A 15,200-nucleotide genomic window follows, 5' to 3' on the forward strand; every position below is an offset into this window, starting at 1 on the left:
CGACTGTCGTCTTCGACCGCGAATTTCTGGAAATCTCCCGTGAAACTCCGTGTCTTCGATAACACTGGCTGCCGGTGTTTCGGTAGTGACTCGTTCGAACCGGTACGGGAATCCCCGACGGAACTCGAACTGGACTGGTCTCGTCGACCACGACTGGTCGGTCCGTCGACCCGAACGAGGTTTAAGATGGGACATCGTAGCCGCCTGCGTGGCACGACCCCTCCGTTTCCGTCGGTCGACCGAACGCTGGCATCGCGACCGCGTTCGTCAGCAGCTGCTCTCGTCGCTCGACCAGAACATCGGCGCAGAGATGGGCACACCGCACTACAGGCCCCCGAACGGCTGGGAGGGTGTCAGATTCGATATGGACAACGGCGACATCGCCCTGTTCGTCTGGAACGACGACGAGGCGTACTGGCTCGGCAACACCGAGACACCGAGTGCGCTCTGGCGCACGAACAAGTTCGAGTGGGAGGAAGTCCCGTACCCCATCGCCCGGTGGGCCCAGCGCGAACTGCTGGCGGACCTCGCCGTCGCCGAACCGTGGCTGACCGAGTATCCGCACGTCTCGTGGTTCTTCCTGCCCGTTCTCATGTCTAAAGACGGCCGCGAGAGCACCCGCGAGTTCTTCCGGGACTACGCCTGTGGTTTCCCCGACGCCGACCGCGACGAAGCGCTGTCGTACCTCGAATCCGTTCTCAAGCCGGGCACGCTCGACGACTACCGCCACGAGATGGCGGGTAAGCTGGGGACGAGCCAGCACGTCGACCGGACGCGGATGGCCTCGGCGATCTCGGAGTTCGCCGCAGCGAAGATACTCACCGATGCGGGATATAGCGTGACACCAGAGATCGAGGTGACGACCGGGCACTTCCTCGACTACCGGGCGAGGGCCCCCGACGGGACGAACGTCCTCGTCGAGGTGACGCGCCCGCGCTCGCCCTCGCGCCGGAGCGCGAACACGCCAGTCGCGGCGGTTCGCGATACTGCGCAAGTGAAGACCAGCGGGCAACTCGCGAACCACGGCGGCGGTGTCGTCATGTTCGTGGACTGTTCGAACTTCCTCGACGACCAGTGGGCCGCGGTCCGCGGCGAGCAGCCGGACGTGCGACACAAGCCGGCGGTGGTGTACAGAGTCCGGCCCGACGGCTCTGTCGAAGGCTACCAGAAGGGTGACGTGCCGCTCGACCTCGACGGCGTCGTCGAGTGGGTCTGAGCTGCGAACCGTGGTAGAACGAGAGCCGCGACCGAGTTAGAAGGAGACGGTGTCGGGTGCGTGCGGGCTCCCCGTCGGCGTCGGGTCGCGGTCGGAGTAGCCCTTACGGCCGATGGCGCGCTCGGAGACGCCGCCCCACAGCGTGAAGCGAACGTCTTCTGCGGTCTCGAACGTCTCGTCGCACTCCAGTCGGTCGAGGATCTGTTCGACCGTCTCTGTCCCCTCACACAGTTCCAGTTCTTCCGTACCGAGTCGCTCGCGGAGTTCGCTGGCTGTCATCGGGTAGGTCTGTGCGTCGATGCGGTCGTCGGTTCCGTTCCGGAACATACCCAAAACAGTGTGAAAGATAATTATAAACATTGTCCATAATCGACCTTGGTGTCTCGGAGGTCCCTTTTACTCATTAATCGTGATAAAACACCGTGTCGAAGGGGGTATCAGTCCCTGCCGACGAACTCCTCCCATGGTGTATGCGGACCTCCACGTCCACACGACGAACTCCGACGGCCAGATGGAACTCGACGAGGTACCGGTGGCCGCCACCGAGGCCGACGTCTCGGTCGTCGCGGTCACGGACCACGACCGGACCCATCCGGGCCTCGACGCGCCGGTCACGGAGCGCGACGGCGTAACCGTGATTCACGGCATCGAACTCCGGGTCGACGCGGGTGACCAGCGCGTGGACTTGCTCGGCTACGGCGTCCGCGAGACGGACGCGCTCACGGCCGTCACGGAACACATCCAGGCGGACCGAATCCAGCGCGGGCAGGCCATCATCGACTGCGTGGAGGACCGTCTCGGCGTCTCGCTCGGCATCGAGGGCCGCGAGGGCCTCGGTCGTCCCCACATCGCCCGCGCCGTCGCAGACCACCCCGACACCGACTACGACTACAACGACACCTTCGACCACCTCATCGGGAACGACTGCCCGTGCTACGTCCCGCGCGACGTGCCGAGCTTCGAGCGCGGCCGCGAGGCGCTACTCGACGCCTGCGGACTCGTCTCGCTCGCCCACCCGTTCCGGTACCCCGACCCCGAGGCCGCACTCGCGCTGTGTGCCGACCTCCCGGCCGTCGAACGCTACTACGACTACGGCCGTCCGGTCGACACCGCGCCGGTCGAGGCCGCCGTCGAGGAGTACGACCTCGTCGTCACCGGCGGGAGTGACGCGCACGACCACGAACTCGGCCTCGCAGGCCTCTCGGCCGAGGAGTACGAGGTCGTCTCGACGTTCGTCCACTGACGCCCCTGTCACGTCCACGAACGTGTCACTGGTCACCCGCGAACGCAGGGTTCAACTCCCCTGACGACCAAGGTGAGTTCATGAAGTGCCACTACTGCGACCAGGATGCCGCCTTCGCCGCCGAGACCAACGGCATCAAGGTCGGGCTCTGCGAGGAGCACTTCCGCGAACGGCTGGAAGAACTCGCGGAAGCAGACGAGTTGAAGCGGCTGAAAGAACAGGTCGACGTCGACCGGACCTGAGCCGGCAGTCGGAGTCGATTCTCGTCGTTGCTTTACTGTCGTCTCGCCAGGAGCACCGCAGCGGTGAGTGCGACCAGGGCCGCGCCGACGCCGAAGCCGGGCGTCGACCCCTCGGAGTCGTCGCCGTCACCGGCCGCTGCGGTGGTGCCGTCACCGGCCGCTGCGGTGGTGCCGGACCCCATCGACGTCTCCGTGCTCATCGTGGTTTCCGTCCCGGGAGCGGTCGTGGTCGCGGCCGTCGTGGTCGCCGTGGCCGTCTGTTCGGCCGTGACCGAGAGGGTCGCGTTGTCCGTCTCGGTGCCGTTCACGGACGCGGAGAGCCGGTACGCGCCGGGGTCGATGGCCCCGCCGAGCGTGTCGCCGTCCGCCGAGACGACGGTGTCGTTCCCGGCGACCTCGACGGATTTCGCGGGCGCGCGGATGCCGAGTCGCTGGGTGTAGATGGTGAGTTCGACCTGTCCGTCACTGGTGTTGTCGCGGACGGTCACGTTCATCTGGAACCCGGCGTCCTCGCTGCCGAGTGTGACCGTCGCGTTCTCGGTCCCGTTGAGGGCGAGATTCAGCGTCACCTCCTGGTCGAGAGTCGTTTCGTAGGTGTCCCTGTCGAACGATGCGTTCGGTGCGGTCGCTGCCGCGGCTGGTGCCCCGGCCGTCGCGACAACGAGTAGCGCGAGACAGCAGAGGCTCTGGAGGGCTGTGCGATTCATGGAACCGTTCGAATCGATGCTCGGCGACAGTAAATACCTGTTGCCTGATAAATCGTGTCTCAGGCGGTTCGGCTCGCGTCGACGTCGATGGCGTCGACCGGGCACACGTCGACACAGAGCATGCAGTCGATGCACTGTGCCTCGCGGGCTGGGTCGGCCTTTATTTCGGACTCGGGGTGGCCGGGCGTGTCGACCCAGGAGAACACGTCGACCGGACAGTCCTCCAGACAGGCCCCATCGGCCAGACAGATGTCGAAGTCGACTGCGACGTGGGTGCCGTGGATGCCCAGCGTCTCCGGTTCCTCGACCGGTCCCCAGACGTTGTGTCCCTCGTGTTCGTCGACGACCTCGCGGTTCTCGTGGAAGTTCGGGTCGATAGCCATGCACGGACCTTCGCTCGCACCCGGGATAAACCGCCCGGCTCGAATCACCCGACTCAGTACAGTTCACCGCCGAGGGGCACGTCGTCGTCGGGCGTCACGAGGACGGGGTTGCCGTCGTCACCGGGCACACCGACGGTCAGGGCCTGCGACTCGAACCCCGCGATGTTCACGGTGCCGAGATTCGTGGCACACAACACCTGACGGCCGACCAGTTCGTCGACCTCGTGGTGGTAGCCCAGTTGGGCCGCCGACCGGAGTTCGCGGTCGCCCAGGTCGAGCGTGAGTTTGACGAGTTCGGGCTTTCTCGCCTCGGGGAACGGTTCTGCCGACAGCACCTCGGCGACCTCGATGGTCACGTCGAACGGACTGCTCATGCGAGCGTCGACGCGGGCGACCCACCTAAATCGTCGCCTGCCTTTTTGCTCGCCCCGTGCGTCGACGCTCGCATGAAGAAGGTCACCATCGAGGACGTGAACACGCGCATGGGCCCGGCTACCGTCAAGCGACGTCTGACCGACGCGCTGGGCGCGACGGACATGGCGCTCAACTACTACGAACTCGCGCCCGGCGACAGCCTCGGGTTCGGCTACCACAGCCACGGTGCTCAGGAGGAGGTCTTCTACGTCCAGGCGGGCACCGTCACCTTCGAGACGGAAGACGGGGACGTGGTGGTCGAGGCAGGGGAGGTAATCCGCTTCGCCCCCGGCGAGTCACAGCTCGGGACGAACGAGCACGACGACCGGGCGACCGTCCTCGCCATGGGCGCACCACAGGAAGCTGGCGAGTTGCACATGGTCCGTGAGTGTCCCGACTGCGGCGAGCGAACCGAGCAGTCCATCGAGTTGACCGCCGACAGGAGTGCCATCGTCACGCTGTGTGTCGACTGCGGGACCGAGACGGGTCGATTCGACTGACGCGGGTGCCGGCCGTGCCGCCAGCGAAATCGTGTTCGGTGTTAGCAAACAACTTTGTTAATGCCTCTGCGGCCCTACCTCCCACATGTACCAACGAATCCTCGTCCCGACGGACGGCAGTGCCGGTGCCGAGCGCGCGGCCGCCTACGCGCTGGACATCGCCAACCGGTACGGTGCTGACCTGCACGCCCTGTTCGTGGTCGATACCAGTGTCTACGACGAACCCGCCCTCTCCAGCGCCGAACTCGTCATCGACGACCTCGAAGACTGGGGTGCCGGGCTGATGGAGGACATGGCCAGCAAGGCCGACGAGTACGGCCTCGGCTTCGAGTGCAAACTCTGTCACGGCCTCCCCCATCAGGAGATACTCTCGTACGCCGACGCGGTCGACGCCGACATCATCGTCATGGGCTACCAGGGGCAGAGCCACACGAAACGTATCGGGAGCGTCACCGACCGCGTCGTCACCGAGGGTGACCGGCCGGTGCTGACGGTTTGAGTTCCTTCTTTCGCTCCTCAGTAACCCAGGTCGAACGCCCAGTTCACAGCGAGCGCGACGACCACCAGCGAGAGGAGTCCGATGAGCATCCCCATGGCGACGGTCCAGCCGAACACGTCGGCGACCGTCCCTGTGGCGACCGACCCGACCGAGCCGAGGACACCGTACACTGTGCGGACGAGCCCGAAGCCCGCGCCCTGCTCTGTGTCGTCGAGGAGGTCCATCACCCGCGGCAAGAGTGCGCCGCCCCAGCCGAGGCCGGTCCCGACGAGCACCAGCGCGGCCACGAGCGCGAGGGTCCCCGGGACGGCCACCAGCAGGACGAAGCCGGCGGCCGCGAGGAGCATACAGCCGCCCGTCGCGACCTCGCGGCCGAACCGGTCCGATGCTGACCCGACGCCGACCTGCGTCACCGCCTGAACGACGAAGTACGCGGAGAAGACGGCTCCCGCGACGGTCTCGGACTGCCCGCGATACTCGACGAGGAACGTCGGCAGGAACGACGCGGTCGCCTGCCAGACGAACGCGCCGGCGACGGCGAGCGCGACGGTGAAGGCGATCTTCCGGCGCGAGAGCAGTTCCAGCAGCGGCTCGCGCTCGAACCGGTCGCGCATCGGCTGGTCCGGTCGACGAGGTTCGGTCGGGCGGACCCGCCACGCGAACAGCGCGAAGATGGGGAGCGCGACGGCCGCGCCGATGGCCACCGCGGGCCGCCAGCCGTACCGGACGCCGACCCAGGCGGCCGCCACCGGCGCGACCAGCCCGGCTGCCGGTCCGCCGGCGTTGTGGAAGCCGAGCGCGAAGCCGGTCTCCTCGTAGGTCCGGGTCAGGAGCGAGGCCGCCACGCTGTAGTGCAACCCGGCGATTGCACCGAGCAGGACCGTCGCGAGGACGAACACGGCGAAGATGGGTGAGAGCGCGAGCAGCAGGCTCGTGACGGCCGTCCCGCCGACCGCGACGAGGATGATTGGTCGCTCGCCGAAGCGGTCCGCGAGCACGCCGCTCGGGAACTGGGCGGCGAAGTACGACATCCAGAGACCGGTGAGGGCCAGGCCGACGAGCGACTTCGAGACGTGGAACTCGTCGGTGATGGCCGGGACGACCGGACTGATGACGAGGCGACCGGCCATCGTCGCGAAGAACGCGAGCGTGCTCAACAGGAGGACGGTCCGTCGGTAGCGCCACGCGAATGCCATGCTGGTGTCTGTAATCGCAGTAGCTACTCGTCACCGACGTCGCTGTAAGAGGCCGTCGGTTCCGGACACCCGTGTGTCGCTGTCGCGCGGTTGCCTGTCGCCGGGCGGTCAGTCGGGCAGCGAGTCAGCCGGGGAGCGAGTCAGGCCGTCCCGACGACCGCGAGTTCGGCCACCGCGCCGACGGTGACGACGTAGTCAATTCCGTCGAGGAGACTGGTGAACTCGTCGGCCACCGACGGAGTGAGTTCGGCTGTGCCGTCCTCCCCGGCGGCCGAGACGGACCCCTGGAGGCTCTCGGGGACGTAGTCGTCGGCCACGGTGACGACCTTCGCGTCCGACGGCGGGTCGGCCGAGTCCAGCCGGAGCATGTGGTGGGGCGCACTGTCGCCGACGAGGACCGAGATACTGTACGTCTCGTTCCCCGAGCGGACGTACTGGTTCCGCTCGAAGGTGTACGCCGCCGATGGTTTCTTCTCGTGCATCCCCACCGAGTACGGCTGGCCCGAGACCAGCTGTTCGGCGATGTCTTTCTCTTTCCCCGTCAGGTTCGCGACGGAGACGACACCGTCTGCCTCGTCGACCTCGTTCTCGGTCACCTTGGTCGGTCGGTACTGGTAGCTGGCCTCGCCCGCGAACGGGACGAATTTCGCGTTCGGGTCGTACGTCTCGCCGTCGAACTGGACGTACTCGAAGCCACCGAGGGGGAGCGGTTCGTCACTGTCGTCGGCTTCGTTCCAGTCGAGGTCGACGCGCTCGTCGGCGACCGCCGCCTCGTGCACGAGGTTCAACAGCGCCTCGGACTGGACGAGGACGGTCGCCCCCGAGGGCACCGTTTCGGGTCGAACCGTCGTCGCGGCCAGGTGTGGCGAGCCGTCGGTGGTCGATGGGTCGGTCGAATCATCGGTCGGCTGGTCGGTTCCGGGGACGGGGTCACCGCTGTCCGACACGCAGCCGGCAGCAGCCCCGGCGAGGGCCGTGCCGGCGGTCTGGAGGACTCGTCTACGGGAGGGCATAGCCGGTATTTTTGGGTCGACTGGTAAGTGCTTTGTCGGGTCGTGGGGCCCGGAGAACCGGGATGAACTTTCACGACAATTCTTTACTCGATTCTGAGTAAAGTTTTCGGAACTTTTATCGCCGCGTGGGAAGTACGGGTAGCTATGCAGACCAGTACCGCCACCGAGCAGACCCAGACAGGCTTCCAGACTATCTTCGTCGCACTCGGACCCGGCGACGCCAACCGCGTCGAGCGACTCGCCGAGAAGACCGTCGACCTCGCCGGCCCGTCCGGTGCCCGCGTCGTCCTCGGCCACGTGTTCACGAAAGAGGAGTACAAAGAGCGTCGCGCGATGCTCAACTTCGGACCCGACTCCGAGGTCACCCCCGACGTGGTCGCCCGCCGGTTCGACGTCGTCCGCGACATGGGCAGTGCCCTCGACGCCGCCGACATCGACTACGAGGTTCGCGGCGCACTCGGCGAGTACAGCCAGGGTATCGCCGAACTGGCCGAGGAGGAAGGCTCCGACCTCGTCGTCGTCGGTGGCCGCAAGCGCTCGCCGACCGGGAAAGCCGTCTTCGGCAGCACCGCCCAGGAGGTCATGCTCTCGGCGCACTGTCCCGTGACCTTCGTCCGCGGCGACGCCGAGTAGGGAACTGTCCTGCTACCACGGTCGACGGCCACTCTTTCGAATTTAATGGTAGCTGATGCTTCGTTGTGGGGTTGCTGAATCGAGGGTACGAACCGGGCGTCAATCACTGACCAGCTAGGGAACGGCTGGTTCGGTTGATTCAGAGGGTGGATGTAGCGTACACTATACCATGCAGGAACACCTCGCCGGCGATACTCAACAACTGGCAGTAGAACCGATCCAAACACACCGGAACGGCAGCCGACTACCTGCTGTCCATCTCCGTGTAAGCGACCTGTGCACGATCGTCGAGGACGAGTTGCAGTTGGTCGTGTTCGAAGCCAATTTCGAGCGTGACTCTGGTCGGGTCAGTTTCGATGGATGAGACGATGTCGTCCGACCAGATGTAGTCGATCTCAAAGATGGACTTCGCCGAGAGATCGATCCCGTTCGTGAAGAACAGTGTCGTCACTGCCGGATGACGGGCAACGACAGCGCCGACCGGAGCGTACAAACTCATCCAACACCCTGTGCACGTGAACTCAACGAGCGGTTCCGCTTCGAGTTGCGCGTAGGCACACGCCTCGGTGAAATTCGGACTGTCCTCAACCGGGAGCGTGACCTCGACGTGATCCAAGCAGAGGGGACAGACACCGCGTTTGACGGCTGCCAGGTACCATTCGCCACACAACGACGCAACCTCGAAAAGTCGCTCTCCAGCTCGATTGGTGGCGACGCCTGGCGGGAGTGGGAGGCGACCGACAGTACCGTGATTGGGACACCCCAATTCGAAATGGTCTATCTCGTAGGACGCCTCCAGCAGTGCCTGACAACCGGGACAGTCGATGCCGGTGGTGGCAGTTCGATTCTGCGTTACCGATGTCAGTTCTCCCGAGTGGACGGCACTGACGACACGTCGCCCTGCATTGGTCAATCGATACCCGGTCGCCGTCTTCTCGACGAACTGGCCTCGCAGTTGTTTGAGATGGTAATTGAACTTGCTCGGATCGTCCACGTTGACCCGATTCCGCAATTCTGCGAACGATATCGATGCTGGATCGAGGGTCGCCCGCTCGTACTCGACGAGGGTAGAAAGAATCTTGACACGTAGTTTGTTTCCGATGGCCTGGAACGCTTCGTGGGGGAGGTGGTCTGTAGACTGTTCTCCTGACATGGTAGAGAACACGTATCGACCTGAGTTAAGACAGTAGGTTCCTTCGAAACCTGTGGTGTCATCTGTGGAATACAAAATTATTCTCGGAAACGATTAAGGCACCATTTCCGTCATTTCGAGTGATGACGGAGCAATTTACACGACGGGCATTACTCGGGGGTGCGGGGACAGCACTACTCGTATCCATCGCAGGGTGCAGTCAGAACGGTGGCGACAACGGTGGGTTGGTAGAAGACGGGACGATCGGTGTGTTACTCGATAATCAGAGCAGTCAATCGCAGGAACTCTCACTCACTGTCGTCAATACTGATGGCGGAGAGTCATACTTCGAACGAACGGTCACACTTGGCCCCAACGAACAGAGTAGCGGCTCGTTCGACGATCCGGGCGAGAGCGTCGGGTTCGGAGTGCAAGCCCAAATCATGGACGGCCAGCGAGAGACCGTTCGAATCGAAGACGACCAACGAACCGGGTTGAATCTTATCCGGGCCGTCGTCCTTTCGGACGGTCAACTGGCCGTATTCTGGTCGGCAAAGAATAACGATGGGTAGCGCTGGACATATGACTCGGGCAACTGGCGGGGATAGGCGTACACGCTGGTTGAGTGGTGCTGGAGTCATCGGTGGCCTCATCTGGGCGTTTGCGCCAGTCGGTGTTGTATTCGCTATCGCCGGGTGGAACGTACCTGTCGTGCGGTCGCTCGCGGGACTCTTTTTGAGCGTGGTGGGCGTCTCGGTGTTTCTCTTGGGCGCTGGCGTCGTCGGACTTCATCGCTTCTGTGCGGGACGGCACGGTCGTTTCGGACGCTACGGTGTATCGATCACGGTACTGGGGCTCGTCCTGCTGTTGCCGGGCAGCGTCTTTCCCAGTGGGTTCCTCCCAGTGTCGATATCGAGTCGTATTCCGCTCGTGTTCTTCATCGGCCTATTCGTGCTCGCATTCGGGAGTCTCTTGGTGGGCGTTTCGACATGGCGAACGGATACCGTCCCCGCGTTACCTGCCCTGTTTCTCGCCGCTGCGCTCCCTGGTGGCGTCCTCGTAGGGGGCGCTATCACGGTAATTACGGGGCAGCCAATCGCACTAGCTGCTGGTCTGATGATCCCATTTGGACTGGCGTGGGCCGTCGTCAACGGATTCGTATGGCGGACCGTGACTCGGTCTTCGACCAGCGAGCCAGCGACGAGGGACGTCACGTGAAGCACTGCACCGTGTAGTATGAAGTCGATTCAGCGGCTGGGTTCGTACAGCGCCCCTCTGGGTCTACTGATTCAGCAGTTCCCATTCCCACGGCATTCTGCTGCATATGCATCCTCGGTCTATCGGCGCATTCAGTGACTCGAAGCCGAATCAAACGAGCGGCGGGTGCTGAACTCGCGCTTTCTATTCGCCATGCCCTCCGGTCATCTGTTGCGGGTCTCACCCGGGCAGATCACTTCGCTTCTGTCGAGACGACGCGTGATAACTACCGGATACGGTACCGAAAAAACGAGAGACGTGTCTTCGGTGCCAGTGCCTACTCGAAGGCGGCGATGCCGGTTGCTGACTGCGATTGCAGGTCGTTCTCGTACTTACTCGAACGCTGCAATCCCAGTCAGATCCTGCCCGAGAATCAGCGTGTGGATGTCGTGGGTACCCTCGTAGGTGTACACCGTCTCCATGTTCGCCATGTGGCGCATCGGCGAGTAGTCCGAGGTGATGCCGTTGCCGCCGAGCATCTCTCTCGCAACCCTCGCCTGGTCGCGGGCCATGCGGACGTTGTTGCGCTTGGCCATCGAGACGTGCTGCGGGCGGAGGTCGCCGCGCTCTTTCAGGTCGGCGAGGCGGTGGGCCAGCAGCTGGGCCGTGGTAATCTGGGTGGCCATCTCGGCCAGCTTCTCCTGCTGGAGCTGGAACCGGGCGATGGGGCCGCCGAACTGCTCGCGGTCGACGGCGTAGTCGCGGGCCGTCTCGAAGCAGTCCCGCGCCGCGCCGACTGCGCCCCAGGCGATGCCGTAGCGGGCCTGCGTGAGACACGAGAGCGGGCCCTTCATCCCCTCCACGCCGGGGAGGACGTTCTCCTCGGGGACGAACACGTCGTTGAGGCCGAACTCGCCCGTGATGGACGCTCTGAGCGAGAGTTTTTCGGTAATCTTGTTGACCGAGAAGCCGTCGCGGTCGGTCTCGACGAGGAACCCACGCACCGGATTGTCCTCGCTCGACTTGTCGCGAGCCCAGACGATGGCCACGTCGGCGATGGGCGCGTTCGTAATCCACGTCTTCGAGCCGTTGAGGACGTAGCCGCCGTCGGCTTCTTCGGCGCGGGTCTCCATCCCGGAGGGGTTCGAGCCGTGCTGGGGCTCGGTGAGCCCGAAGCAGCCGATCTTCTCGCCCAGGCCCATCTCGGGGAGCCACTCGTCTTTCTGCTCCTCGCTGCCGAAGGCGTGGATGGGGTACATGACGAGTGCGCCCTGCACGCTGGCCATCGAGCGCAGACCGGAGTCACACGCTTCGAGCTCCTGCATGAGCAGGCCGTAGGCGGTCTCGGAGACGTTCGGGAGGTCGTAGCCGTCGAGGTTCGGGGCGTAAAAGCCCATCTCACCCATCTCGGTGATGATATCTGTCGGGAACGTACCCTCCTCGAAGTGCTGTGCGATGTCGGGTTGCACGCGGTTCTCGACGAACTCACGGGCGGAGTCGCGAATCATCCGCTCTTCCTCGCCGAGGTCCGCTTCCAGGCCGACGTAATCGAGCATACGTCGCCTGGGTAGTCCGCGCAGAAAAGTACTCCTAAATCGACGCAAGTGTTGCCGGGTCCGCGAGCGGCGCTGGCCCGACCGGCGACCCGTCGCGGCGGTCGTCCCGACAGTTCGACTGTGGGTGGCCCGCGATGACGTTCTCGACTGCTGAGACGTGTTGCCGTCAAGGTTTAGCCCTCTGGCTCGAATCAACAGGATAGTTGTGAACTGCAGGGCACTGACCAGGGCTTCGCCGGACGCGTCTGGGGGGTCAGTGTGAGCGGGCGGTCGACGGGTGGAGTCGAACGAACCGGCGAGGGCCGCCGGAGCGAGACCGAGACGATTCTCCTGCTCGTCGAACCGGCGAGGGACCGGGAGTTGCTCGCGGACTGGCTGACGAGGGAGTACGAGGTCGTGACCGGCATCGACCGGCTCTCCGAACCGTTCGACCTGTGCATCCTCGACGAGCAGTCGCTCGGCCGGTACCGGGACCGCCTCGACCGACAGAAGGCGGCGGTCCGGCCGGCGTACCTCCCCTACCTGCTCGTCTCGTTCGAGTCCGAACCGAGCGCGCTGCCGGCGTCGGTCTGGTCGACCGTCGACGAACTGCTCGCGACCCCAGTCTCGAAGCCCGACCTCGCCCGTCGCGTCGACCGGTTGCTCCACACGCGCTCGCTCTCGCTCGAACTGGAGGCCCAGCGACGGCGAAGCGAGGGGCGACTCGCCGCCCTGTTCGAGCACGTCCCCGACCCCATCGTCGTCGTCGACGACGACGGGACGGTGCTCGACACCAACGTCGCGTTCACCGATCGGTTCGGGCTCGACCGCCAGAACGTCGTCGGGCAGCCGTTTACGTCCGTCGCGTGCTGGGACGCCGAGCGCGTCGAGCCAATACTGGACGCGCTGCTGGCGGGCGAGGAACCGCCGACGCAGACCGTTCGCTGCGAGACGGCGAGCGGGACGGAACGCGTCGTCGAACTCCACGCGGGCAGCACCGACGAGGCCGAGCAGTTCGACGAGCGCATCATCGTCTGCCGGGACGTGACCGAGCGCGTGACCCGCGAACGCGAACTCGCGAACGAGCAGGCGTTCACCCAGTCGGTCATCGACGCGCTCCCGGACGTGTTCTTCCTCATCGGCACCGACGGGACCTTCGAGCGCTGGAACCGGCGACTCCCCGAGGTGACGGGATACACCGACGCGGAACTCGCGGAGATGAATCCGCTCGACCTCTCGGATTCGAGCCACGAGGAGTTCGGGTCGGTGCTCGGGGGCCTCGACGCCATCGAGCCCGGGACGACCGCGGCGCGAGACCTGGTGACGAAGTGGGGCGAGTCGATACCGTACGAGTCCGTGTTCGCGCCCATCCACGGGAGCGACGGCGAGTTCATCGGGGTCGCCGGCATCGCCCGCGACATCTCGGAGCGAAAGGCCCGCGAGCGGGACCTGCTCGCCCAGGAGGAACTGTACCGGACGCTCGCCGAGCACTTCCCGAACGGGATGGTCGCGCTCTTCGACCGCGACCTGCGGTACACGCTGGTCGAGCCGGACACCCTGCCGGTCTCCGGGCGGTCCAGTGACGACCTCGTCGGCCATGAGGCGGGTGAGCTGCTCCCCCCGGACATCCGCGAGGCGGTCGTCGCCAGTTACCGCGACGCGGTCCGGGGCCTCGAGAACCAGTTCGAGGTCTCCATGGACGGGGAGACGTACCGGTTCCAGACGGTCCCGGTGTCGGCCAGCCGGGACGACGGAGTCGCCGGCATGGTCGTCATCCAGGACGTGACCGACGCGGTCGAGCGCAAACGCGAACTCGAACGCCAGAACGAGCGCCTCGACGAGTTCGCGTCCGTGGTGAGCCACGACCTCCGCAACCCGATGAACGTCGCCAGCGGCTACCTCGACCTCGCGCTGGCCGACGGCGAGGACGAGAACGTTCGCGAGGCGAGGCGGGCGCTCGACCGGATGCGAGACCTCGTCGACGAACTGCTCGTCCTCGCCCGCCAGGGCGACGCGGTCGCCGACCTCGCCCCGGTCTCGCTGTCGAAGGTCGTACAGGAAGCCTGGGACCACGTGGACACCCGCGAGGCGACCCTGCAGGCCGACGCCGACGTGGTCGTCTCCGCCGACGCGGACCGGCTCACCCAGCTCTTCGAGAACCTGTTCCGGAACAGCGTGGAACACGGCGACGAGACGGTCACGGTCACCGTCGGCACGCTCGACGACGGGTTCTTCGTCGCGGACGACGGCCCCGGGTTCCCCGACGACGACCGCGACAGGCTGTTCGAGCATGGGTTCACCACCCGCGAGGACGGGACCGGTTTCGGGTTGAGTATCGTGGCGTCGATCGTCGAAGCCCACGGCTGGGAGATTACGGCACCGGTCGACGCAGAAGGCGCGCGGTTCGAGATACGGGGCGTCGAGTTCGTCTGAGGTCAGCTCACGCGCTGTTCGAGCACGCGGTCGCCCGAGTCCGCACAGATGAGCGCGACGACCTCGTAGGAGTTACAGCACGACTCGACGGTCTCTTCTTTCATCTCGACGGGGCCGCCACCGGGACACTCTTCGAGGAAGATGCGGAGTCCGTTCAGCACCGCCCCCCGGGCGACGGGGTCGAGTTCGGCCCACGACTCGGTCGCGGTCTGGGCGAGCACGCGGGCACCCGCCACGTCGACGCGAAGGGCCGTCTGGGAGGGCCACTCGCCGACGCGCTGGGCACCGCGCTGGAGGACCACACCCTGACCGTACTCCACGACCTCGTACTCGCCGTCGCCGTCGAGTCCGAAGACGGTGCGGACCTCTTCGGGGTCGACCTCGTCGTCGGTCTCGGCGAGAATCGCGTCCCAGCGCTCGGCGAACTGGGGATTCAGACAGAGGTCGTCGATGTCTTCACATGGCTCGATGGCGCCCGCCTCGGAGAGGAACGTCTCGGGTTCCACGTCGCGCACGTCGCCCGCCTTCGGGAGCGGATGTTCGGGTTCCTTGCCGAACCACGCCAGCAGCCAGTCGGGCATGTAGCGTTTCGTCAGCTCCGGTGTGCCCGGCACGAGGTAGCCCCGGAGCCAGATGGCGGCGAGACTCAGTAAGAAGACGACGAGGCCGAGTCCGGCCGCGGTCGATGTCGCGAGGGCGGTACTCGCGACCGCCGCGACGACGACACTCAGCACGACCGCGATGAGTGTGTTGACCGTCGTACAGGGCCAACAGCGGTTCTCACCCGTGTACTCTGGTTGACGAAGGGCACCGAGCCCGGAAGAATGTGAATCTGCCATACCCAAGTGAGCGTTCCG

General features: G+C 65.2%; 17 protein-coding genes. 8 read left to right on the forward strand and 9 right to left on the reverse strand.

All coding sequences use genetic code 11. From position 1 onward, the window contains the following. Nucleotides 1-208 precede the first annotated feature (208 nt). Nucleotides 209-1,216 carry a DUF5784 family protein gene (locus ACSC1R_RS05960; RefSeq protein ID WP_439028162.1) on the forward strand — a complete coding sequence of 336 codons (1,008 nt, stop codon included), beginning with the start codon at nt 209-211 and terminating at the stop codon, nt 1,214-1,216. 36 nt (nt 1,217-1,252) lie between these two features. Here ACSC1R_RS05960 and ACSC1R_RS05965 read toward each other — a convergent pair whose 3' ends face one another. Then, nucleotides 1,253-1,543 (reverse strand): DUF5789 family protein, encoded by a 291-nt coding sequence (locus ACSC1R_RS05965; protein WP_439028163.1) that lies wholly within the window; start codon nt 1,541-1,543, stop codon nt 1,253-1,255. Between the two features lie 136 nt (nt 1,544-1,679). Here ACSC1R_RS05965 and ACSC1R_RS05970 point away from each other — a divergent pair, with 136 nt between their 5' ends. Together ACSC1R_RS05970 and ACSC1R_RS05975 are read left to right on the forward strand one after the other, a co-directional pair. Next, nucleotides 1,680-2,459: a PHP domain-containing protein gene (locus ACSC1R_RS05970; RefSeq protein ID WP_439028164.1), complete on the forward strand. Its 780-nt coding sequence runs from the start codon at nt 1,680-1,682 to the stop codon at nt 2,457-2,459. A gap of 80 nt (nt 2,460-2,539) precedes the next feature. Beyond that, a complete protein-coding gene (locus ACSC1R_RS05975; RefSeq protein WP_439028165.1) occupies nt 2,540-2,701 on the forward strand; it encodes a DUF6757 family protein in 162 nt (53 codons plus the stop codon). Between the two features lie 32 nt (nt 2,702-2,733). Here ACSC1R_RS05975 and ACSC1R_RS05980 read toward each other — a convergent pair whose 3' ends face one another. Genes ACSC1R_RS05980 through ACSC1R_RS05990 form a run of 3 tightly spaced genes read right to left on the reverse strand, consistent with a single transcriptional unit; the run spans nt 2,734 to nt 4,165 of the window. After that, nucleotides 2,734-3,408, reverse strand: coding sequence for a DUF7827 domain-containing protein (locus tag ACSC1R_RS05980; RefSeq protein WP_439028166.1), 675 nt, complete (start codon nt 3,406-3,408; stop codon nt 2,734-2,736). Nucleotides 3,409-3,467: 59 nt separating this feature from the next. Further along, the gene (locus ACSC1R_RS05985; protein ID WP_439028167.1) at nt 3,468-3,791 is read right to left on the reverse strand and encodes a 4Fe-4S dicluster domain-containing protein; all 324 of its coding nucleotides are present in this window, start codon (nt 3,789-3,791) and stop codon (nt 3,468-3,470) included. Between the two features lie 53 nt (nt 3,792-3,844). Beyond that, nucleotides 3,845-4,165 (reverse strand): tRNA-binding protein, encoded by a 321-nt coding sequence (locus ACSC1R_RS05990; protein WP_439028168.1) that lies wholly within the window; start codon nt 4,163-4,165, stop codon nt 3,845-3,847. 72 nt (nt 4,166-4,237) lie between these two features. Between ACSC1R_RS05990 and ACSC1R_RS05995 the strand changes: the two genes are divergently transcribed. Continuing rightward, complete coding sequence (locus tag ACSC1R_RS05995; protein WP_439028169.1) at nt 4,238-4,705, forward strand: cupin domain-containing protein; 468 nt, start codon at nt 4,238-4,240, stop codon at nt 4,703-4,705. An 85-nt stretch (nt 4,706-4,790) separates the two neighbouring features. Beyond that, a complete protein-coding gene (locus tag ACSC1R_RS06000) occupies nt 4,791-5,204 on the forward strand; it encodes a universal stress protein (RefSeq protein WP_439028170.1) in 414 nt (137 codons plus the stop codon). Nucleotides 5,205-5,221: 17 nt separating this feature from the next. Here ACSC1R_RS06000 and ACSC1R_RS06005 read toward each other — a convergent pair whose 3' ends face one another. Next, nucleotides 5,222-6,400 (reverse strand): MFS transporter, encoded by a 1,179-nt coding sequence (locus tag ACSC1R_RS06005; RefSeq protein ID WP_439028171.1) that lies wholly within the window; start codon nt 6,398-6,400, stop codon nt 5,222-5,224. Nucleotides 6,401-6,540: 140 nt separating this feature from the next. Further along, a complete protein-coding gene (locus tag ACSC1R_RS06010; RefSeq protein WP_439028172.1) occupies nt 6,541-7,413 on the reverse strand; it encodes a hypothetical protein in 873 nt (290 codons plus the stop codon). 144 nt (nt 7,414-7,557) lie between these two features. Here ACSC1R_RS06010 and ACSC1R_RS06015 point away from each other — a divergent pair, with 144 nt between their 5' ends. After that, nucleotides 7,558-8,046, forward strand: a complete 489-nt coding sequence (locus tag ACSC1R_RS06015) for a universal stress protein (RefSeq protein WP_439028173.1) — start codon at nt 7,558-7,560, stop codon at nt 8,044-8,046. 244 nt (nt 8,047-8,290) lie between these two features. On the opposite strand, the gene ACSC1R_RS06020 is transcribed toward ACSC1R_RS06015, so the two are convergent. Beyond that, a complete protein-coding gene (locus tag ACSC1R_RS06020) occupies nt 8,291-9,199 on the reverse strand; it encodes a winged helix-turn-helix domain-containing protein (RefSeq protein ID WP_439028174.1) in 909 nt (302 codons plus the stop codon). A gap of 122 nt (nt 9,200-9,321) precedes the next feature. Here ACSC1R_RS06020 and ACSC1R_RS06025 point away from each other — a divergent pair, with 122 nt between their 5' ends. Further along, a complete protein-coding gene (locus tag ACSC1R_RS06025) occupies nt 9,322-9,750 on the forward strand; it encodes a hypothetical protein (RefSeq protein WP_439028175.1) in 429 nt (142 codons plus the stop codon). Nucleotides 9,751-10,767: 1,017 nt separating this feature from the next. Here ACSC1R_RS06025 and ACSC1R_RS06030 read toward each other — a convergent pair. Beyond that, complete coding sequence (locus tag ACSC1R_RS06030; RefSeq protein WP_439028176.1) at nt 10,768-11,931, reverse strand: acyl-CoA dehydrogenase family protein; 1,164 nt, start codon at nt 11,929-11,931, stop codon at nt 10,768-10,770. A 258-nt stretch (nt 11,932-12,189) separates the two neighbouring features. On the opposite strand from ACSC1R_RS06030, the gene ACSC1R_RS06035 reads away from it, so the two are divergent. Continuing rightward, entirely contained in the window at nt 12,190-14,343 is a 2,154-nt protein-coding gene (locus tag ACSC1R_RS06035; protein ID WP_439028177.1) for a PAS domain S-box protein, read from the forward strand. 2 nt (nt 14,344-14,345) lie between these two features. Here the strand turns inward: ACSC1R_RS06035 and ACSC1R_RS06040 are convergent, their stop codons facing one another. Continuing rightward, nucleotides 14,346-15,182, reverse strand: a complete 837-nt coding sequence (locus ACSC1R_RS06040) for a hypothetical protein (RefSeq protein ID WP_439028178.1) — start codon at nt 15,180-15,182, stop codon at nt 14,346-14,348. Nucleotides 15,183-15,200: the final 18 nt, after the last annotated feature.

The organism is Haloarchaeobius ordinarius (genome assembly GCF_051801355.1).
GTDB lineage: Archaea > Halobacteriota > Halobacteria > Halobacteriales > Natrialbaceae > Haloarchaeobius.